The following is a 20,054-nucleotide window of genomic DNA, read 5'->3' as shown; positions in this document are numbered from 1 at the left end:
GGCAGGCCGGTTCTCAGTGGGAGGCGGGCTGGGCCCGGCCCCCGTCGGAGAGCAGTTCGTCGAAGAGCGCGCGGTAGTGGACCATGGCGCCCCTGAGCTGCTCGGTGGTGGCCTTGCTGCTGGTGCTGAGCGATTCGACCTCGTGGGCCGCGCGGTAGTGGTCGAGTGTGCGGCCGTGTTCCACCGAGAGGTCGGCGGCCTGCTGCTCGAACCCTTCCGTCGGGTAGCCCCGCTCGTGCATCAGCGAGGTCACCAGCCGGTCCGCGTCGTGCACCGCGTCCTGGGGCCGGTCCACGAACTCTTCCTGGACGCTGCTCCACTCACGTGTGTAGCGGTCCCGTGCTCCGGCGGGCAGCGGCTTGATCTCCAGCGAGTCGTGCCGCTTCTCCCGCTCCCTCAGCTCACGCTCGCCGGCCTGGCGGCTCTGGGCGCCCTCGACCGTCCGTTCGTACTCGGGGCCGAAGCGCTCGCGCAGATGGCGCCGCCGGGACAGCAGGGAAGCCGCCACGGCGATCAGGGCGAGCACGACGACGATTGGGATGATGATCGCGAGAAGTGTTCCCGTGGACATGTGACACACCCCCTTGGGCACTGCTCCGCGTGCCCCTCGCCGCCCGTGTTATGCGTGTCTGTGCCACTTTCTCCTTTCTGTGCCGTTCCTGGTCCCTCCGCTGCTTCCGTACCCGCTCTCGGGAGCCCTGTCGCACGGCCGTGATTCCCGCTCCCACCAGCGATTTCGTCGGGCCGGCCCGCTCAAGATGCACCCCGCCGAACGGGCGACTAGCGTCTACCAGTGAGAGCCGCAACCGGGGGCACGCCCCGTCCGGTGGGGTCTCGTACCGGGGCCCTGTGCCGCAACGCCGCCCGTGGGACACCACACGGGGGCCATGGCGGCGCCGGAGAGCGAGATGTGCTCCTCACATCCAGCGGCGACGCCTACGACCGCGCCACACGTTCTCATCAGGCGGGCGCGGCCATCATCCTCGCGCGGCTCCTTTGCGCGAGACGATGGAAAGAAAGGTATTCCCATGCGAGCACAGCGCGTTAAGCGCCTCTTCGCCGTGTCCGCGGCCGGCATCGTGATGGCCGGCGGCGCAGCGATCGGCGCGGCGGGGACCGCTTCGGCCCATGACCAGAGCTACGACTCCCACCACCACTCCGGATACAGCCGAGGCTGCTCGGACCGCGGCTGGTGGGACGACTGCGGCTACAACGGCGATCACGGCCGCGGCGACTACGGCTACGGTGGCTACGGCGACCACGGGCGTGGCGGCTTCGGCGACCACGGTGGCGGTTACGGCGGTCACGGTGGCGGCTTCGGCGGCCATGGTGGCGGCTTCGGCGGCCACGGCGGTGGCGGTCACGGTGGCGGGGGCCACGGCGGTGGCGGTCACGGCGGTGGCGGAGGCCACGGCGGTGGCGGACGCTGACTGATCACATCCATTCGAGCCACGGTGTGCGGTCCGGTGTGCGGTCCGCACACCGTGGCATGTCCGCCCCGTTCCGGTTGCGCGCCGTCCCCGCGCGACCGACGGTGCACCGGGGCGTCCGGGCGGTTCATCCGGCCGTGCCGTCGGTCCGGGTCCTTACCTGCTCCTCCAGCCTCCGCAGGCTGCTGTCGAGGGCGTCGCGGGCCGCCCGCTCGCCCGGGTCGTGGCTGTCGTCGAAGAACGACAGGTGCACGGTCACCTCGCTGGCGCCGCTGCCGATACCGGCGACCTGGAGCCAGCCGGCGTAGTCGCCCTGCTCACGGGTGCCCCACTCGATCCGCATCTGGTCGCGCTCGGCGCGCAGCAGGGCCGGCGTGTCCTGGTCGGTGCGGTCCTCGTGCACGGTGACGGCGGGCGGCTCCTCGGCGTGCACGTGCAGGGCGCCGGGCAGCCAGGCGTCCAGCCGGCCGACGTCGGCGGCCTGTTCGAAGACCTGCTCGGGCTGGGCGGGCATCGTGCGTGAGCGTTCGTACTCGGACATCGCGGGACCGTCCCTCCGCTCGGGGTCGTACCAGGAACGCGTGCCCCTTTCCCCGCGGCCGAAAAGCCCGCCCACCGCGGGCGCGGCCCTACCGGGACCCTGCCGCGGGGCGCCGCAGGGCGCTCAGCACCGCCCAGAGCACCGAGACGAACGGGACGGCGACGATCGCGCCGATCACCCCGGCGACGATGCTGCCGGCGATGACGGACAGGGCGACGACCAGCGGGTGGAGCCGCACCGCCCAGCTCATCACCAGCGGGTGCAGTACGTGCCCTTCGAGCTGCCCGATGACGACGATCAGCACGATCACGGCGAGCGCCGTGAGCGGCCCGCGTCCGGCGAGGGCGACCACCGTGGCCACCGCGAGCGCGACCGGCGACCCCACCAGCGGCACGAAGGCGGCGAAGAACTCCAGCAGCGCCAGCGGCAGGGCGAGCGGCACCCGCAGCAGGACCAGGGCGACGCCGACGAGTACGGCGTTGGTGGCGGCCACGATGATGATGCCGCGCGTGTACCCGGCGAACGCCTGCCAGGCGGCGTGCCCCGCCCGGTCCCACACCGGCCGGGCGCCGCCGGGCAGCTGGTCGCGTGCCCAGCGCCACAGGCGGTCGCCGGAGTGGATGAAGAAGACGGACGTGAACAGGGCGAGCGCGGCCGCGGTGACCAGTTCGACGATCCGCCCGAGGCCGCTGAGGGCGCTGTTGAGCAGGCCCGCCCGGTGTGCCGCCAGATAGGACAGGAGCTGGTTCTGCAGGGCGGAGAGCTTGCCGGGGCTGATCCGGAAGGGGGGCCGCTGGAGCCACTGTTCGATCCGGTGGATGCCGCCGCTCAGCTCGTCGGCCAGTTGCCCCGACTCCCCGGCCACCGCGTTGCCCACGAAGGCGAGCAGGCCGAGAAGGACGAGCAGGCTGCCCACCAGGACGACGGCGACGCACAGCGGCCGGGGCAGGACCCGGTTCAGCAGATCGGCGAACGGGCGCAGCACCGAGGTGACGACCAGTGCGACGAACAGGGCCACCGCGATGAGCTGGAAGCGGCCCAGGACGGTGAAGACGCCGTAGACGGCGAGCCCGACGAGGATGAGCCGCCAGGCGTAGGAGGCGGCGACGCGCAGCCACGGCACCGTGCGCTCGGCCCGCAGGTGCTCGGCCGCCGGGTCGGCGCGGAAGCGCGGCGACAGCCAGGACGACCGCGCCGGCCTGCTGCCCAGCACCACACCGCGCGCCCGGCGTCCGCGGCCCCGCCCGGCCGCCGGACCGTCCGCCTCCGCCACCGCGCCTCCCGTTGCCGACCGCCGGTCACGTCCCCAGCACGGTACGGGGCGGCCGGGCGCGGTCCGGGCCGCAACGCGCCATGACGGGGGCCATCGGGGGGCAGGCTTGCCCGTCCGGCGGTGTGGCCGGGGCGTGCGCCCGCGGGCCGGGGGCGAGGTCGCCTGCGCGCTGGCGATCAAGGAGGGATTCAGGCGTGCGCCCGCGGGCCGGGGGCGAGGTGCGGTGCTCGCCGCCTGTGGGCCGTCAGGGTGCCGTCTCCTCCAGCAGCCGGGGGCCGTTGTTGTGGACGTCGTTGACCGCAGGGGAGACGGGACGGACGTCCAGTCGGCCGGCGGCCGGCGGGCTCAGCAGCGCGCGCAGGGCGCCGGGGTCCTGGTGGCCGGGGTCGAGCCAGGCGTCGTAGTGGTCCGGGCCGAGGGCCAGCGGCATGCGGGGGTGGACGCGGCCGGCCGCGTCGGTGGCGTCGGTGGTGATGACGGTGCAGGTCGTCAGCCAGGCGGCCAGGTCGTCGTCGTGCGGCACCGCCGGGTCGCGCCAGTACGCGTACAGGCCGGCCAGGGCCAGCACACCGCCGTCCGCCGGGTGGATGAAGCAGGGCTGCTTGCGGGTCCGGCCGGTGCCCTCCGCGGGGGCGGACCGCCACTCGTAGAAGCCGTCGGCGGGCAGCAGGCAGCGGTGGCGTGCGAAGGCGCGGCGGAAGGCGGGCTTGTCGTGCACGGTCTCCACCCGTGCGTTGATCATCCGGGCGCCGACCTTGGTGTCCTTCGCCCAGGACGGCACCAGTCCCCAGCGCAGCACCCGCAGTTCCCGGCGTGCCGGGGCGGCCTCGGGGGCCTGCCTCGGGGCGCGTTCCAGGACGGCCCACACCGGGTCGGTCGGGGCGACGTTCCAGCTCGGCTCCAGCGTCTCGTCCGGGCGCCACGCGGCGACCCCGAAGTGCCGGACGAGTTCCTGCGGGCTGCGGGTGGAGACATAACGGCCGCACATGGGGCCAGGGTGCCACGGGCCGCCGCGGCCCGGCGCGGCGAGCCGGAAGCGCTTCGGTGGGCGGCCGGAGGCCCTCGGGCCGCTACGCGCTCTTGCGGCCCACGCCCGCGTACACCCAGTACCGCGAGGGGTCCCGCGGGACCTCTTCGGGCCGGTCGGGCCGCCACAGCGGGACGTGCACCAAGCCGGGTTCCACCAGGTCGAAACCGGCGAAGAGGGAGTGGATCTCGTCGTGGGAGCGGGCGGTGACCGGTGAGGTGGCGCGGTCGCGGTACAACTGCCCGACGGCGGCGGCCGTGTCCGGGCGGTGTTCGTCGGTGGCGTGGGTCAGGGCCAGCCAGCTGTCCGCGGGCAGCGCGTCCCGGAAGGCGGCCACGATGCCGGCCGGGTCCTCCCGCTCGGTGACGAAGTGCAGGATCGTGATCATCAGCACGGCGACCGGCTGCCCGAAGTCGATGAGCCGGCGCAGTCGCGGTGCGGCGAGTATGCCGGCGGGGTCGCGGATGTCGCCCGCCACGATCGTCGCGTCCGGGTTGTCGGCGAGCAGCGCCTCGCTGTGCGCCACGGCCACCGGGTCGTTGTCCACGTACACGACCCGGGCGCCGGGGCCGGCCGCCTGGGCGACCTCGTGGACGTTGCCCTGGGTGGGGATGCCGGAGCCGAGGTCGACGAACTGGCGTATGCCCGCGTCGGCCAGGAAGCGCACCGCGCGGCCGAGGAAGGCCCGGTTGGCGCGGGCCAGGGTGCGGACCTGGGGGTCTATCGCGGTGAAGGCGGCCACCGCTTCCCGGTCTATGGCGAAGTTGTGCTCCCCGCCCAGCATCGCGTCGTACATCCGGGCCACACTGGCCTTGCCCGGGTCCACGCCCCGCGGCAGACCGTCTCCGTTCGGCATGACCAACTCCCCTGCGCTCCGGTGACCTTGACTGGGCATCATATAGTTGCCCACGGCATACTCACCGCTCCTCCCCCACAGCCGTCCCCGGCCCGCACGAACCGACCGCCCCCGACCATCTCCCGGCGCCTACGCCGCTACCGGCCCCACCCGGAAGGCAACGACCCTGCGGAACACAGAGCGCAGTGCGACCCGCGACGACCCCGGTGAGCGCGACGGCATTGCTCCCGCGCCGCCGCTGCGCCGCCGCGGGTACTTCTCCCCGGCGGCCGACGCCCTGGGGTCCGAACTGGACCTCCAGGTGACGGGCCGTCATGTCGTCCACGCCCTGGCACCGGGCTTCTGCGACGCGGCCTCCGTCTACCTGCTGCAGCGCTGGCTCCTGGAGGAACAGGCCCGCACGGCGGCCGACCCGCCGCAGATCGAGGCGCGCAGGCTGGCCCTGCGCATAGGGGCGCAGGCGACCGAGGAGTGGGAGCACCTGCTGCCGGTCGGCGAGGTGCTGGTCTTCCCGCGCGAGACGCCGTACGCGCGTGCCATAGCGACCGGGCAGACGCAGTTGCTGGACGGTGTGGACGGGCACACCGTCGAACGGCTGAGCAGGACCGGTCCGGGCGACGCGGATGTGGCGGCGCTGCTGCGCACCGCCTCCTTCCTCATCGTCCCGCTGCGGCTGCGCGGCACGGCGATCGGCTTCGTCGCCTGCACGCGCGGCCCGCACCGGGACCCCTTCACCCGCGGCGAGGCGGTGGCCGTGGAGTCGCTCGCCTCCCGGGCCTGCGTCGCGCTGGACAACGCCCGCCGCTACGAACGCGAACGCCGCACCGCGCTGGCCATCCGCCGCAGCCTGCTCCCGGAGACCGGGCAGACGTTCGAGGGCTGCCGGGTCGCGCACGGCTGCCGGCCCGCCGGTCAGGACGACGTGATCGGCGGGGACTGGTACGACGTGCTGCCCCGGACCGGACGGCGCCTCGGGATGATCGTCGGGGACGCGATGGGGCACGGACCGGAGTCCGCCGTCGCCATGATCCAGCTGCGTACCGCCGTACGGACCCTGGCGGCGCTCGACATCGCACCGAGCGAGCTGATGCACCGGCTGGACGCGGTCGCCGCGGACACCCCCGGCGCCTCCTTCGCCACCTGCATGTACGCGGAGTGGGACGCGGAGCTGCACACCTGCACCTTCGTCGGGGCCGGGCACCCGCCGCCGCTGGTGCGCGGTCCGGGCGGCCCGGCGGCGCCGGTCGCCCTCGCCACCGCCGGACTCCCGCTCGGGCTGGGCACCAGCCGCTGGGAGCCCACCGTGCTGCACCTGTCCGAGCCTGCCTTCCTGCTGCTGTACAGCGACGGGCTGGTCGAGTCCCGCGCCCATGACATCGACCAGGGCATCACCCGGCTCGCCCGGGCCCTGGACACCGGCGCCGGCGAGCTGCCGGACCCCGGGCACCCGGACGCCCTGCCGTCGCTGTGCCGACGGCTGCTCAGGCACTCCGCGGCGGACGACGTCACCGACGACCGGACGCTGCTGCTGGCCGAACTGACGCCCGGCAAGAACTGAGGCCCGGCAAGAACCGGGGTCCCGCCGGTGGGAGAGCGCCGCGCCGCCGGGCTGTTCGTCGCACGGGGAGGCGTCCGTTCGGGGAGTGTCCTCACCTGATGCGGTGAGGGGGGTCGCCGGGAGCGGCCGCTGCCGGGTCCGGATCTCGGCCCGCGCGGGGTGCGGCGCCGGTGGTACCCGGTGCCGCGCGGCCTCCCGGTCCTGTGACGCCCTCCGCCGGGCCTGCGGCCTGGGCACCGCTTGCTCACGAGCCGGTGACGGCGGGATCACGATGGGGAGCGGGGGCGTTGCCCGCGCCACAGCTCCTCGTTGAGCGCGGCATGGAAGCGTGGGAGGACGGCGACTGCCCCTGGTGCCACTCGCTGCTCGGCTCCGGTCCGGTGCTCGCCGAGGCGGACACCGGGTGTCCGGCCGGCTGGTTCCGGGCCTGGGACGGATTACTGACGCCGGTTCGGGCGGAGTGCGCGCGCCTGCTGATCGTGCCCATGGCGGCGCTGGCCATGGTGGCCGCGCTCCTGGCCGTGCTGGCCTGAGCCCGCGTACCGCCCAGGCCCGGGGCGCGCGGGCGGGCGGGCGGCGTACGGGAGATCGCGAGGTCGGGAGGCCAGCCGGGGGCCGTTCCTCAGTCGCGGAAGCCGAGGTGCACGTGGTCGTGGTGCGTGGCGTCGCTGAAGAACTGGTTCGGCCGCACGCCGCCGGCCGGCCGCAGCGGGCCGCCGACGTTGTAGGAGCCGGCGGCGGCCGCGTCGCGCATGAAGCGTTCGACGAGAGAGCGCGGGGTGCGCGGGTCGACGACCGCGTGGCCGTCGACCCGCCAGACGTCGAAGGCCCGCCCGCGCGGGTGGTCGCTGGGGCGGCTGGTGCCGAAGACGTCCAGAGGGTGCCCGGAGCGGACCACGCTCACCTCCATCCGGTACGTGCCGGCCAGCCGCCGCATCGCCGTGATCACGCTGTCGTGCACCTGGCCGCTGCGCAGGTCGTCCGCGGCCGCGGGCGGCAGCACGATCCGGGAGTCGGTCAGCGCCTCGCGCACCGCGGCCGGGTGCGTGGCCGCCGGCGGGCCGGGCCGGGCGGGGTGCAGGGCGGTGACCGTCCAGGTGCCCGCCGGCCGGTCGAGCCGTACGTCGACCGTCGTGCCGCCCGCGCGGACCGTGCCGCCGCGCCGGAACCACTGCCGGCACACCACCAGCACGCTCGCCGAGTCGGTGAGGATGCCGCCGTACTGGGCGTCCACCACCTGTAGCGCCGCCTCGTCGGCCGAGGGCCGCAGGGGTCCCGCCTGGGGGGCGAGAGCGGCGGGCAGGTGCTCGGCGGCCAGCACGGCCTGTGCCGCGTCGGGGCCGCCCCTGCCGTCGGGCCAGGCGCCGAGCGCCTCGACCAGTTCGACGGCCCGCAGCTTGGCCGCCGGTTCGATCTCGGCGGACGTGGGGCGCCACGGGGTGGTGCGGGGCAGCGGCGGGTGGGCGCCGGGGGTGGTGGAGGTGGTTCCCGTCCGTCCCGGAGCGGGGCTGGTGTCCGAGGTGCAGCCGGCCGCCGCGCCCAGCAGGGTGGCCGCCGCACCGAGCAGGACAGCGCGGCGGGCGACCGGGCAGATCACCGGCTCGGGCCTACGGGTCATGCGCCCAGTGTCCGCCGTCCACACGTCCCGCGCCGCCCGGCGGGAGGGATTGTCATGACAGCCGTCATAACCCTCGCGCCGCCCGGCGGGAGGGGTTGTCATGACAGCCGTCATAACCCTGTCCGTACGTACTGGCCGGGGGCCGGTGAGAGCGGGGAGCAACCGGCATGACCGACGTCCGACGTCCTGGCGCGGACCCTGGTGGGAGCGCTACGAACCGATCCACGGCCTCGTGTACTTCGCGCTGCGCGCCGCTCCGCTGGGCCCTGTCGGGCCAGGACGGTGCTGTACGCCGGCCTGATCCCGGCCGGCAACCCGATGGGCCTCAGCGGACGTGACCGGGAACGTCAGCCGGTCTTGCCGCGCCCGGACAGCGCGTCCCTGATCCGGTCGACCAGGCCGGCGCCGGGAGCGAGGAGCTTGTTCGCGGGCGGGGTGTCCGGGGCGGAGGGGTGCGGCCGGGTCGGGGCCGTCCGCTTCGCGCCGCGCACCTTCTCGCCGAGCCCTTCCAGGTCCTCCGGGCTCGCCGCCGCGCGCAGCCGGGGGAACAGGTTCTGCTCCTCGTCCGTCAGGTGTTCGCGGATCTCCCGCATCAGACGGCTCATGAACTGGTCGAACCGCGGGTCGTCGGCCTGGCAGCCCTCCAGTTCCTTCATCGTCCGCTCGGCCTCCGCGTGGTCCTGGATCTCCCGGTCGGCGATCTCGTCGCCGTCCGGCAGGTACCTGCGCACCGCCGGGTACAGGTGCATCTCCTCGGCCACGGAGTGCCGTACCAGTTCGATGGTGGCCTGGTCCGCCAGGTGCTTGCGTCGCTTGTCCCCCGCCGGAAGGGCCTCGATCTGCGCGAAGATCTCCTCCACCTCGCGGTGGTCGGTGGTGAGTTCGTGGATGACGTCTCCGCCGTGTCCCATGCCAGGGGCTCCTTGCCGCTTGCTGCCTGTGGTCAAGCTGTCCGCCGCCTGTTGCCAGAAGGTGTGTGTCACCGGTGGACCGGCCGCCGGGTTCCCGTGGCGGGCCGGGCCACACCGCCGGGCACCGCGGGCCGCGGGCCGGTGCGGGAATCGGCGGCGGCGCCCGTCTCCGGCCGGACGTCGGACCGGTCGACGCCCGGGAGGCGGGTCAGCCGGCCGGCTTCAGGTCGCTGATCTTGCGTGTCCGTAGGTCGGACCGTACGTCGATCTTCGTCACCCGGGCGTTCCTGTCGTCGCCCCAGGTGAGCGTCACCCTGTTGGTGGCGTGGCCGGCGCCCGAACCGGTGTAGGCGACCTTCCATCTCACCGGCACGTGCCGGGCGAAGAGGATGCCGTCCGCGTGTGCCCTAGCCTCGTACGCGGCCACCTTCCGGCGGGCGTCGGCGGTCAGGTAGAAGGACTTGAGCGCCCGGGCGTCGGCGGCCGAGGCCGGGTCGGAGCCGTCCCAGAGGGTGTCGATGTAGGCGCCGTAGAAGTCGGCGACCCGCTGGGTGACGCCGCGCGGGTCGCCCTGGACCACCGGGGGCGCGGCCGTGGTGCGGGCGGTGTCCCGGGCCGTGGGGGCCGGGTGTGCCGCGCGGGCCGGGGCGTTCCCGGCCAGTGCGGGTGTCACGGCGGCCGTGCAGAGGGCCGCCGTGAGGGCGGTGGCGGCGATCAGGATGCGGTGGTCACGTACGCGCTCGGGCATGTGGGTGACTCCCCAGTGCGGGACGGCCGGGTGGTGCCCGGCGCTCGGTCGGCGGCTCAGACCGATCTGTGCCACGCTCTGGTTCCGTGATGTACCGGAAAATCACCACTGTCCCGTAACGGGTGAAAGGTTGCCCTCGCGCTCCGCCGGCCGGCCCCGTTCGCATGCATCGCGCCGGTCCGGGAACCCAGCGAGGACCTCACCCCCGTACCCCTTGGAGAGGGCCATGAGTCTGCTGCGTCTGGCCGGTCGCCCCCTGCTCGCCTCGATGTTCGTCGTCGGAGGCATGAACTCCGTCCGCAATCCGCAGGCCGTGGCCCCGCTGGCCGAGCCGGTCGTACGGCCCCTCACCGCACGCGTGCCCCTGCTGCCGGACCGCACCGAGCAGGTCGTCCGGCTGAGCGGCGGCGTCCAGGTCGTCGCCGGGACGCTGCTCGGGCTGGGCCGGCTGCCCCGGCTCTCCGCCCTGGCCCTGGCGGCCACCCTGGTGCCCACCACGCTCGCCGGGCACCGCTTCTGGGAGGCCGAGGACGCCGGCGAGCGCGCGCAGCAGCGCATCCACTTCCTGAAGAACGTGTCCATGCTGGGCGGTCTGCTGATCGCGGCCGACGACACCGGCGGCGCGCCGTCCTGGCTGTGGCGCGGCCGTCACACGGCACGGGAACTCCAGCGCGAGGCCGGTCTGGTGCGCCGCTCGGTGCGTGCCACGGCGGGCCCGGCGGCGGCGGTCGGCGGCCTCCGGGCCAAGCTGCCCTGCTGAGCGCGGCCCGCCCGCGGCGGCCCTGAATTACCGCCTCTTGGTTCAACAGGCCAGACTGATAAACCTACTCTTAGTACATGTTGGCCATGAGGGCGCGCGCGTCCGCCGCACCGGGTCCCGGGTACAAGTGGATCGCCCTGTCGAACACCACCCTGGGCGTGCTCATCGCGACGATGGACGCCTCCATCGTGATCATCTCGCTGCCCGCGATCTTCCGCGGCATCGGCCTGGACCCGCTGGCGCCCGGCAACATCGGCTATCTGCTGTGGATGATCCTGGGCTATCTGCTGGTGTCCGCCGTGCTCGTGGTGGTGCTGGGCCGGCTGGGCGACATGTTCGGCCGCGTACGGATCTACAACCTGGGGTTCCTGGTCTTCGCCTGCGCGTCCGTCGCCCTGTCACTGGACCCGTTCCGGGCCGGGGCGGGCGCGCTGTGGCTGATCCTGTGGCGGATGGTGCAGGCGTTCGGCGGCTCGATGCTCACCGCGAACTCGGCCGCCATCCTCACCGACGCCTTCCCGGCCCGGCAGCGCGGCATGGCGCTCGGCGTCAACCAGATCACCGCGCTCGCCGGGCAGTTCCTCGGGCTGCTCGCCGGCGGGCTGCTCGCGGCCGTCGACTGGCGTGCCGTGTTCTGGCTGAGCGTCCCGGTCAGTGTGACCGGCACCGTCTGGTCGTACCTGAGCCTGCGGGAGACGGCGTCGGGGCGGCGCGGCCGGATCGACTGGCTGGGCAACATCACCTTCGCGAGCGGCGCCGGGATCCTGCTGGCGGCGATCACGTACGGCATCCAGCCCTACGGCGGCAGCGCCACCGGGTGGGGCGGTCCGTGGGTGCTCGCCGGGCTCTTCGGCGGCGCGGCCCTGCTGCTCCTGTTCTGCTTCGTGGAGAGCCGGGTGGCCGAGCCGATGTTCCGGCTCGGGCTGTTCCGGGTGCGGGCGTTCGCCGCGGGCAACCTGGCCGCCCTGCTGACCGCGATCGCGCGCGGCGGACTGCAGTTCATGCTGATCATCTGGCTGCAGGGGATCTGGCTGCCGCTGCACGGCTACGACTTCGAGGACACTCCCCTGTGGGCGGGCATCTTCATGCTCCCGCTGACCGTGGGGTTCCTGGTGGCCGGCCCGCTCTCCGGGCTGCTCTCGGACCGGTTCGGCGCCCGGCTGTTCTCCACCACCGGGCTGCTGCTGGTCGCGGCGTCCTTCGTCGGGCTGCTCGCGCTGCCCGTGGACTTCGCCTACGGCCCGTTCGCCGCGCTGCTGTTCCTGAGCGGGTTCGGGCAGGGCATGTTCTCCGCGCCGAACACGTCCTCGATCATGGGGAGCGTGCCGGCCGAGTACCGGGGCGTGGCCTCGGGCATGCGCTCCACCTTCCAGAACTCGGGCACCGCCCTGTCCATCGGGGTGTTCTTCTCCCTGATGATCTCCGGGCTGGCCGCGTCCCTGCCGTCGGCGCTGAGCGACGGTCTGCGGGCGCACGGCGTACCGGCCGGCACGGCCCGGCACGTGGCCTCGCTGCCGCCGGTGAGCACGCTGTTCGCCACCTTCCTCGGCGACAACCCGGTGCGGCACCTGCTCGGTCCGGGCGGGACGCTCGCGCGGCTGTCGGCAGCGCAGCGGCAGGCCCTGACCGGTCACACCTTCTTCCCGCGGCTGGTGTCCGGGCCCTTCCACCACGGGCTGACCATCGTGTTCGGTGTCGCCACCGCGATGGCGCTGGTCGCGGCGGCCGCCTCGGCGCTGCGCGGCCGCCACCGCCTGCCGGACGAGCCCGCCCGGCGCCCGGCGCCGCTGCCCGGGACGACACCGGCACCGGCACCGCGGCCGCCCGCGGCACCCGGGGCACCGCAGACGTCAGCGGGCTCCCCGTCCGACGAACGGGGATCCCGCTGAGGTGCCGTGTCCCGGGGCGCCGAGGCGTCCGGGCGTCAGGGCTTGAGGGTGTCCTTGCCCTTCTCCTTGGCCTGCCGGGCGTTGCCCTTCGACTTCTCGGCCTGGCCCTCGGCCGTCATGCGCTCGTTGCCCACCGCGCGGCCGACCGTCTCCTTGGCCTTGCCCTTCATCTGTTCCTTCTTGGCCTTGGCCTTCTCGTCACCAGCCACTGTCGCTCACTCCCAGCCGCTCTCGGTTTCGGTGGTCAAGACGTCGGGTGTCCGGTGCGGTGACCGGCAAACCTCGTCCGATGGGGTGACCGGCGAACCCCGCTCCCCCGTCGCCGTTGCCGCCGGGACGCCCGTGGGTACCCGGCGCCGGACAGCCGGAAAGGGGTGCCGCCATGTCCGAGACCGCCACCGGGGCCGAGCCCCTCACCGCGGACGCCCGGGAACACGGCCTGGCCGGTGACGGGGTCACCAACGACCAGCCGGCGTTCCAGCGGCTGGTGGACGCGCTGGGCGCGGCCTGCGCCGCCGACGGGCGCCCGCGTGTCCTGTACGCGCCCGCCGGGCGGTACCTGATGCGGGACGAGCCCACCGTCTGGCGCAGCGGCGTCTCCCTCGTCGGCGCGGGCCGCGGCGCCACCTGCTTCGTGCTGGACAATGCCGGCGCCCGGTCCAGGCCGGTGCCGCTGGCCTGGTTCACCGCCCTCCAGCACGGGGCCGGCCCCGGCAACCACCTGGCGGACCTGACCTTCGCCCACTTCGAGATCGACGGTTCCGGGGTGCGGACACCGCACTACGAGGTGCTGGCCAAGGGGCTGGGGCTCCAGTACGTGCTGCGCGGCCGGTTCAGCGACCTGTACATCCACGACACCGCGGCCACCGGCTTCGGCTGCGACTTCCTCCAGGACACGGTGGTCGAGGGCGTGCTGGCCGAGCGGTGCGGCCGGCAGGACAGCGGCGAGCAGATGGGCGGCGCGGGCCTCGGGATCGGCATCGGCGGCTGGGGCCCGGTCGAACGGCTCACCGTCACCGCCTGCACCGCGACCGGCAACGGCACCAACGGGATCTTCCTCGAACTGCAGAAGGAGCAGTGGACGCCGCCGCGCGGTATCCGCATCACCGCCTGCCACGCCGAGGGCAACCGCTTCGGCATCTCCGACTGGGGCGCGGACGGCCTGCTGGTCACCTCCTCGACGATGCTCGGCAACCACGAGGCCGGGTTCGACGTGTCCTCGCAGGGCACCACCGGCGTCGGCGGCCGGGGCGGCATCGTCACGGGCTGCGTGATCGACGGCAACGTCCGCGACGGCATCGGGCTGGGCAACACCCCGGGCCCGTACGCCTTCCGCGGGAACCGGGTCAGCGGCAACGGCCGGTACGGCTACTGGGAGCACAACCTGGCCGGCGGGGACGAGGAACCCACCGCGGACATCGTGCTGGAGGCCAACGACATCCGCGGCAACGCCCTGGACGGGGTGCGCGTCGACGCGGCCATGCGGGACACGGCGATCGTGGACAACCGCGTCCGCGCCAACGGCCGGCGCCACGCCGGGGCCGCGGCGGGCGGGGGCGCGGGGGTGCGCTGCACCGCGCTGTCCCTGACCGACGAGCGGGCCGACTGGCCGGTGGACGGGCACCTCGGCAAGGAGGTGACGGTGGGTTCACTAGCCGCCCTGGTCACCGGCAACACACGGACCAGGCTGTCCCTCGCCCCCCTGCGCCCCGGCGCGGACTCCGCCTGGCCGGACGGCGTGCCCGAGCCGGGCCGCGGCTACCGGCTGCCCGCGGCGCCCGCCGTACGGGCCGGCCTGACCGTGGACGCCGCGGTGACCCGGCCGCAGCTGCGCGGCAATGTGATCGGCGACGACCAGCCGGCCAGGACCCAGACCCACGGCCTGTGCGTCACCCGCGACGGCAGGTGGACGGACGGCCGGGCCGTCGGCAACGACCTGGGCCGCAACGCCTCGGCGGCCACCCGCTTCGACACCGAGCCCGCCGGGGGCCGGTGGCACGACAACGACACCTGACGCCTGATGACCCCATTGAGGGTCATCGAGGGGTCGTACGCGCGGCCGACGTCCGGCGTCCGGGTCAGCCCCGGCCCGCGTCCGGCCCGGTGCAGCGGCCCGCCGGCGCCGGGGCGTCCTCGCCGGGAGCCGTACGCGGCTGCCGGGCCGCCGGGCCGTGGTGGTCGCGGCGCCAGTCGACGACCGCCACGGTCAGCGCCGCCAGTATGGCCACCAGGGCCGAGCCCACCGCGAGCGACACCGCGGCGCGGTAGTCCTTGCCGGTCGCGCCGAGCACGGCGTAGAAAAGGCCCGGCAGGGCCGCCGTGCCCACCGCGCCGCCGAGCCGCTGGCCGGTCTGCAGGGCGCCGCCCGCCGCCCCCGCCATCCGCACCGGTACGTCGCGCAGCGTCATCGTGACGTTCGGGGAGATCACACAGCCGCTGCCCAGGCCGCCCAGGAGCAGGGCGGGCGCGGCGAGCCAGGCCACGGCGCCCACCGGGGCGAAGCGCAGGATCAGGGCCGTCGCGCCCAGGCCCGTCACCACCGCCGCCAGCCCGCACACGGTCAGCAGCCGCTCCCAGCGCTCCACCAGCCGCCCGGAGACCACCGCGGCGACGGCCGAGCCGATCGCGAACGGGGTCACCGCGAGACCGGAGCGCAGCGGCTCGTAGCCGAGGCCGTTCTGGAAGAACAGCGCGAACACCAGCCACACCCCGCTGAACCCGACGAAGTACAGCGCGCCCAGGGTGGTGCCCAGCGCGTAGCCGCGGGTGCCGGTGAGCAGGCGCGGGTCCAGCAGCGGCTGTCCGTCGCGCCCGGCCACCCGGCCCTCCCACCAGATGAAGCAGGCCAGCAGCGCCGCGCCCACCGGGAACAGCCACCACAGCGTGTGCAGTCCGCCGCTCTCGGCGAACACCAGGGGCAGCATCAGCGCCAGCACCCCGGTGCCGAGCAGGCCGGTGCCGGGCAGGTCGAGCCGTTCGCGGCGGCCGGGCGCGACCCGCGGCAGCAGCCGCAGGCCGAGCAGGAACGCGAGCGCGCCGACGGGGACGTTGACGTAGAAGATCCAGCGCCAGCCCTGGTTGCCCTGCGCCAGTGCCAGGATCAGGCCGCCGGTGATCGGGCCCACCGCGCTGGAGACGCCGACGATGGCACCGAACAGGCCGAAGGCCCGGCCGCGTTCGGCGCCGCGGAACATCTGCTGGATCAGCGCGGAGTTCTGCGGGGCCAGGCAGCCCGCGCAGGCGCCCTGCGCGAGGCGGGCCACGACGAGCCAGGCGATGGTGGGCGCGGCGCCCGCTCCGGCGCTGCACACCACGAAGCCGGCCAGGGCGCCCAGGAAGATCCGGCGCCTGCCCAGCGCGTCGCCCAGCCGGCCCGCCGGCACCAGGACGAGGGCGAACGCCAGGGCGTACCCGGACACCACCCACTGCACCGAGGACGCCGAGGCACCCAGGTCGCGCTGCATGGACGGCAGGGCCACGGACACGATCGTGACGTCGAGCAGGCTCATGAACCCGGTCGCCAGGGTGACCCACAGGGCCTTCCAGCGCCGGGGGTCGGGGGTGAACCCCGGTTCGCCCGGGGGCGCGCCCGACCGCGCTTGCCTCTCCACGAACGCTCCTCCCGGTTGCGGCCCGAACACGCACGGCCCGTCGGCACATCGCGCGCCCTGGGTACGTTCCCCCGTGGCCGGGAGCGGAACATCCTCCTCGGCACCGTCATCGGCACCTTCACCGACCACGATCGCCGCTCACCGCGCCCGGGGCCACTTCAGGGGGTCCGGCGGGGGCCGCGGCTCGCCCGTCCGGGCGATGCGGGCTTCGGATCGGGCGCGCCGGGTAGCCGTAGCCGACAGGAGGCACCGATCATGTCCGACCGCAGCAAAACGGTATCCCCATGACCCCCATGACTCTCTTTCCGAACGCCCGTAGCACCCGGACGACCACCACGCCGAGCGTGCGCGCACCGGACGAGCGGCCCCCGGACGGACGCCCGGCCGCGCTGCGCTACGGCTCGGCCTGGGTCACCGGCGCCGCCCGCGGCGTGGACGCGCGGCGTGCCGTCCAGGCCTTCCTCACCCGGGCGGCCCGCAGTGCCCGGCTGCGGGTCACCGCGCGCGCCGAACAGGACGCCGGGCTGGTGGTGAGCGAACTCGTGACCAACGCGGTGCGGCACGCGCCGGGCCCGTGCGGGCTGCTCCTCGAACTGTCCGCGGACCACACGCGCCTGGGCATCACCGTCTGGGACACCTCGCCCGCCCTGCCGCTGGTCCACGGGCGCGACGGGGCCCGGGTCGGCGGCCACGGCCTGTATCTGGTGCGGGCGTGCAGCCGGGCGCTGACGGCCGCCGCGCGGCCCGGCGGCAAGCAGGTCACCGCGGAGGTCACCCTGTAGACCTCCCGGCAGGGCGGCCCGGGCCGGGCAGCGGCTGCCGGACGGCGGTGGAGGTGTTTTCCTCGTCAGGTGGAGGCAACTCGGCCCGCGCGTCTCCCGGCGGCCGCCCCCGCAGCCACCCGCCGCCCCACCGAACGGGAGTTCCGGATGACCACCTCACAGCACCGGCCGCCCGGCGCACGGGTCCCGCGCATCGGCCTGCTGGGCTCCTACGGCGGCTACAACATCGGCGACGAGGCCATCCTCCAGTGCGTCCTCGGCTGCCTGCGCGCGCACCGGCCCCAGGCCCGGCTGGTGGTCTTCAGCCGCGACGCCGCGCACACCCGCGCCCACCAGCCGGCCGCCGACGAGGTGGTGGACTGGGAGGGCGTGCCGCAGAAGCAGGTCACCGACGTGCTGTCCGGCCTCGACCTGCTGGTGCTCGGCGGCGGCGGCATCCTCTACGACGGCGAGGCGCGCCGCTACCTGAAGCTGGTCCGGGCCGCACAGGCCCGCGGGGTGCGCACCTTCGCCTACGCGGTCGGCGCGGGCCCGCTGCGCGAGAGCGACGACCGGGAGGCCGTACGGACCGTGCTGGCCGACATGGACGAGGTGGTGGTGCGCGACCAGGAGTCGCGGCTGGTGCTGGAGGAGGTCGGGGTCGAACGGGATCTGGTCGTCACCGCCGATCCGGCGCTGCTGCTGCCGCCGGAGCCGTTCACCGCCGAGATGATGCGGCAGGAGGGCGTACCGGCGGACGCCCGGCTGGTGGGGATGTCGGTGCGGGAGCCGGGCCGGGCGGCGGAGAAACTGGACGAGGGCGACTACCACGCGCTGCTCGCCGATGTCGCCGACTTCCTGGTGCGCCGCCTGGACGCCCATGTGGTCTTCATGCCGATGGAACGCCACGACGTCCGCCACGCGCACGCCGTGCTGTCCCGGATGAGCGCCCCGGACCGGGGCCGCATCCTGCACAGCGCCTACACGCCCGGGCAGGTCCTCGGGCTGATGAGCCACCTGGACCTGGTGGTCGGCATGCGGCTGCACTTCCTGATCTTCGCGGCCCTGTCCGGGCTGCCCGTGCTGCCGCTGCCGTACGCCGGGAAGGTCTTCGACTTCGCGCGCCGGCTGGGCGCCCCGGCGCTGGTCGGCGTGGCCCGCGAGCAGGTGGGGCTGCTGCTGGCGGAGGTGGACCGGCTGTGGGACGAGTTCCCGCAGCGCCGGGTGGACCTCACCGCCCGCGTGCGGGAGCTGCGGGAACTCGCCGGGGAGACCTGCGCGCGGTGCGGGGCGCTGCTGGACGCCATGGACCGCGCGGCGGAGGGTTCCGGGGCAGCGGGTTCCGAGCCGGCGGGTGACGCGCCGCCGGCCACGCCGCAGGAGCTGCGCCTGCTCGGCGCCGGGGACGACTGCGGGGCCGGGGACGAGGGCGGGGCCGGGGACGACGGCGGGGCCGGGGACGACGGCGTGGTGCGCGGTCGCGGCGCCGGTCAGGAGGCGTGATGCCGGTACTGCGCCGCCCCGACCGGCCGCGGACCGTCACCCTGCCGCCGCGCGCGGCCCAGCACGCGGGGCGCGCGGACGTCCTCGTGGTGGGCGGCGGCCCGGCGGGCACCGCGGCCGCGCACGCGGCGGCCGAGGCGGGCGCCGACGTGGTGCTGGTGGAGCGGTACGCCTTCCTCGGCGGGAACGCGACGGTGGCGCTGGTGATGCCGCTGATGTCGTTCCACAACGAGCACAAGCAGGCCGTGTTCGGCCCGGACGGCGCCGCCGGCGACCGGCTGCTGCCCACCGACCACGGCGAGGGCGAGCCGGTGGTCGCCGGTTTCCTGTGGCGGCTCCTGGACCGGCTCGCCGCGTGCGGCGGCTGTGTGCCGCCGTCCCTGGCGACCGGTTACACGGTGCCCTTCGACCCGGAGCTGTTCAAGCTGGTCCTGCTGGACCTGCTGGACGAGGCCGGGGTGCGGATGCTGTTCCACTCCTTCGCGTCGGCCGCGCTGCCCCTGGAGGACGGCTGGCGGGTGGTGTTCGAGACCAAGTCGGGCCCGGTGGTGATCGACGCGGGCGTGGTCGTGGACGGCACCGGCGACGGTGACGTCGCCGCCTCCTGCGGGGCCCCGTTCGAGGTGGGCCGCCCGGAGGACGGGCGGGTGCAGCCGATGACGCTGATGTTCCGGATGGCCGACTTCGCCGGGCCGCGCTTCGCCGAGTACGTGCGCGCCCACCCCGACCAGTGGCGCGGTGTGCACGGACTGTGGGACCTCGTGCGGGAGGCCACCGAGGCGGGCGAGCTGCGGCTGCCGCGCGAGGACATGCTGTTCTTCGGCACCCCGCACCCGGGCGAGCTGTCCGTGAACAGCACCCGGGTGACCGGCGCGCTCGGCATCGACGTGTGGGACCTGAGCCGCGCCGAGTGGACGGCGCGCCGCCAGCTCGCCGAGATCGACCGGTTCCTGCGTACGCGGGTGCCGGGCTTCGAGGAGGCGTACGCGGTGCAGAGCGGCACCCAGATCGGGGTGCGGGAGACGCGGCGGGTCATGGGCGACTACCGGCTGTCCGGTCACGACATCCTGGAGGCCCGGCCCTTCCCGGACGTCGTCGCGCACGGCGCCTACCCCATCGACATCCACAACCCGGAGGGCAGCGGCACCGTCATCCGGCGCGTCCCGCGGGGCCGCTTCTACGACATCCCGCTGCGCTGCCTGCTGCCGGCCGGCACCGAGCGGCTGCTGGTCGCCGGGCGCTGCATCTCCGGTTCCCACGTGGCGCACTCCTCGTACCGGGTGATGCCGATCGCGATGGCCACCGGGCAGGCCGCCGGGGTGTGCGCCGCGCTGGCCGGGCGGCTCGGGCGCACCCCGCGGCAGGTGCCGTACGCCCTGGTGCAGCAGGAGCTGGGCCGGCAGGGCGCCCGCCTGCGGATGCCCGGCGGCGAGGGGGCCGTCGCGGAAGGGATGAGGCCGTCCGGGAAATTCTGAGAAATAATGTGTGTGACGCGCAAGGAGCGGGGTAGACGCTGCCAGGTCCACCCGTGATCACGGGTGGGCGCGGCAAGGAAGCAACACCGGCTG

19 protein-coding genes are annotated in these 20,054 nt (G+C 74.6%); 9 read left to right on the top strand and 10 right to left on the bottom strand.

Annotation, left to right across the window (positions count from 1 at the left end; all coding sequences use genetic code 11):
* Positions 1–13: 13 nt before the first annotated feature.
* Positions 14–571, bottom strand: coding sequence for a hypothetical protein (locus tag ABZ858_RS05925; RefSeq protein WP_361373109.1), 558 nt, complete (start codon positions 569–571; stop codon positions 14–16).
* Positions 572–1,028: 457 nt separating this feature from the next.
* Between ABZ858_RS05925 and ABZ858_RS05920 the strand changes: the two genes are divergently transcribed.
* Entirely contained in the window at positions 1,029–1,430 is a 402-nt protein-coding gene (locus ABZ858_RS05920; protein ID WP_361373107.1) for a hypothetical protein, read from the top strand.
* Between the two features lie 127 nt (positions 1,431–1,557).
* On the opposite strand, the gene ABZ858_RS05915 is transcribed toward ABZ858_RS05920, so the two are convergent.
* The 4 genes from ABZ858_RS05915 to ABZ858_RS05900 all read right to left on the bottom strand — a co-directional run bounded on the left by ABZ858_RS05915 (position 1,558) and on the right by ABZ858_RS05900 (position 5,127).
* The gene (locus tag ABZ858_RS05915) at positions 1,558–1,971 is read right to left on the bottom strand and encodes an SRPBCC family protein (protein WP_361373105.1); all 414 of its coding nucleotides are present in this window, start codon (positions 1,969–1,971) and stop codon (positions 1,558–1,560) included.
* An 88-nt stretch (positions 1,972–2,059) separates the two neighbouring features.
* Positions 2,060–3,244 carry an AI-2E family transporter gene (locus ABZ858_RS05910; protein ID WP_361373103.1) on the bottom strand — a complete coding sequence of 395 codons (1,185 nt, stop codon included), beginning with the start codon at positions 3,242–3,244 and terminating at the stop codon, positions 2,060–2,062.
* 244 nt (positions 3,245–3,488) lie between these two features.
* Complete coding sequence (locus ABZ858_RS05905) at positions 3,489–4,232, bottom strand: SOS response-associated peptidase (RefSeq protein ID WP_361373101.1); 744 nt, start codon at positions 4,230–4,232, stop codon at positions 3,489–3,491.
* An 82-nt stretch (positions 4,233–4,314) separates the two neighbouring features.
* The gene (locus tag ABZ858_RS05900; protein ID WP_361373099.1) at positions 4,315–5,127 is read right to left on the bottom strand and encodes an SAM-dependent methyltransferase; all 813 of its coding nucleotides are present in this window, start codon (positions 5,125–5,127) and stop codon (positions 4,315–4,317) included.
* Positions 5,128–5,347: 220 nt separating this feature from the next.
* Here ABZ858_RS05900 and ABZ858_RS05895 point away from each other — a divergent pair, with 220 nt between their 5' ends.
* Together ABZ858_RS05895 and ABZ858_RS05890 are read left to right on the top strand one after the other, a co-directional pair.
* A complete protein-coding gene (locus ABZ858_RS05895) occupies positions 5,348–6,685 on the top strand; it encodes a SpoIIE family protein phosphatase (protein WP_361373719.1) in 1,338 nt (445 codons plus the stop codon).
* A 320-nt stretch (positions 6,686–7,005) separates the two neighbouring features.
* Complete coding sequence (locus ABZ858_RS05890; RefSeq protein WP_361373097.1) at positions 7,006–7,218, top strand: hypothetical protein; 213 nt, start codon at positions 7,006–7,008, stop codon at positions 7,216–7,218.
* 89 nt (positions 7,219–7,307) lie between these two features.
* Here the strand turns inward: ABZ858_RS05890 and ABZ858_RS05885 are convergent, their stop codons facing one another.
* From ABZ858_RS05885 to ABZ858_RS05875, 3 genes are all read right to left on the bottom strand, one after another.
* On the bottom strand, positions 7,308–8,303 hold the full coding sequence (locus ABZ858_RS05885) for a hypothetical protein (protein WP_361373095.1): 996 nt from the start codon (positions 8,301–8,303) through the stop codon (positions 7,308–7,310).
* Between the two features lie 347 nt (positions 8,304–8,650).
* Positions 8,651–9,214 (bottom strand): hemerythrin domain-containing protein, encoded by a 564-nt coding sequence (locus tag ABZ858_RS05880; RefSeq protein ID WP_361373093.1) that lies wholly within the window; start codon positions 9,212–9,214, stop codon positions 8,651–8,653.
* Between the two features lie 208 nt (positions 9,215–9,422).
* On the bottom strand, positions 9,423–10,037 hold the full coding sequence (locus ABZ858_RS05875) for a hypothetical protein (RefSeq protein ID WP_361373091.1): 615 nt from the start codon (positions 10,035–10,037) through the stop codon (positions 9,423–9,425).
* Between the two features lie 151 nt (positions 10,038–10,188).
* Between ABZ858_RS05875 and ABZ858_RS05870 the strand changes: the two genes are divergently transcribed.
* Together ABZ858_RS05870 and ABZ858_RS05865 are read left to right on the top strand one after the other, a co-directional pair.
* Complete coding sequence (locus ABZ858_RS05870) at positions 10,189–10,722, top strand: DoxX family membrane protein (RefSeq protein WP_361373088.1); 534 nt, start codon at positions 10,189–10,191, stop codon at positions 10,720–10,722.
* Positions 10,723–10,799: 77 nt separating this feature from the next.
* Positions 10,800–12,611, top strand: a complete 1,812-nt coding sequence (locus ABZ858_RS05865) for an MFS transporter (protein WP_361373086.1) — start codon at positions 10,800–10,802, stop codon at positions 12,609–12,611.
* 35 nt (positions 12,612–12,646) lie between these two features.
* On the opposite strand, the gene ABZ858_RS05860 is transcribed toward ABZ858_RS05865, so the two are convergent.
* Positions 12,647–12,820 (bottom strand): CsbD family protein, encoded by a 174-nt coding sequence (locus tag ABZ858_RS05860; protein ID WP_361373084.1) that lies wholly within the window; start codon positions 12,818–12,820, stop codon positions 12,647–12,649.
* Positions 12,821–12,993: 173 nt separating this feature from the next.
* On the opposite strand from ABZ858_RS05860, the gene ABZ858_RS05855 reads away from it, so the two are divergent.
* Positions 12,994–14,625, top strand: coding sequence for a right-handed parallel beta-helix repeat-containing protein (locus ABZ858_RS05855; protein ID WP_361373082.1), 1,632 nt, complete (start codon positions 12,994–12,996; stop codon positions 14,623–14,625).
* A 64-nt stretch (positions 14,626–14,689) separates the two neighbouring features.
* On the opposite strand, the gene ABZ858_RS05850 is transcribed toward ABZ858_RS05855, so the two are convergent.
* Positions 14,690–16,222, bottom strand: coding sequence for an MFS transporter (locus tag ABZ858_RS05850; protein WP_361373080.1), 1,533 nt, complete (start codon positions 16,220–16,222; stop codon positions 14,690–14,692).
* A 293-nt stretch (positions 16,223–16,515) separates the two neighbouring features.
* Between ABZ858_RS05850 and ABZ858_RS05845 the strand changes: the two genes are divergently transcribed.
* The 3 genes from ABZ858_RS05845 (at position 16,516) to ABZ858_RS05835 (ending at position 19,961) form a co-directional block, all read left to right on the top strand.
* A complete protein-coding gene (locus ABZ858_RS05845; protein ID WP_361373078.1) occupies positions 16,516–17,004 on the top strand; it encodes an ATP-binding protein in 489 nt (162 codons plus the stop codon).
* 147 nt (positions 17,005–17,151) lie between these two features.
* Positions 17,152–18,486, top strand: coding sequence for a polysaccharide pyruvyl transferase family protein (locus ABZ858_RS05840; RefSeq protein ID WP_361373076.1), 1,335 nt, complete (start codon positions 17,152–17,154; stop codon positions 18,484–18,486).
* On the top strand, positions 18,486–19,961 hold the full coding sequence (locus tag ABZ858_RS05835) for an FAD-dependent oxidoreductase (protein WP_361373074.1): 1,476 nt from the start codon (positions 18,486–18,488) through the stop codon (positions 19,959–19,961). Before ABZ858_RS05840 ends, ABZ858_RS05835 begins: the two co-directional genes overlap by 1 nt.
* Positions 19,962–20,054 lie beyond the last annotated feature (93 nt).

This window comes from Streptomyces sp. NPDC047017, from assembly GCF_040644175.1.
Lineage (GTDB): Bacteria > Actinomycetota > Actinomycetes > Streptomycetales > Streptomycetaceae > Streptomyces.
This window is presented reverse-complemented; position numbering and strand designations above follow the sequence as displayed.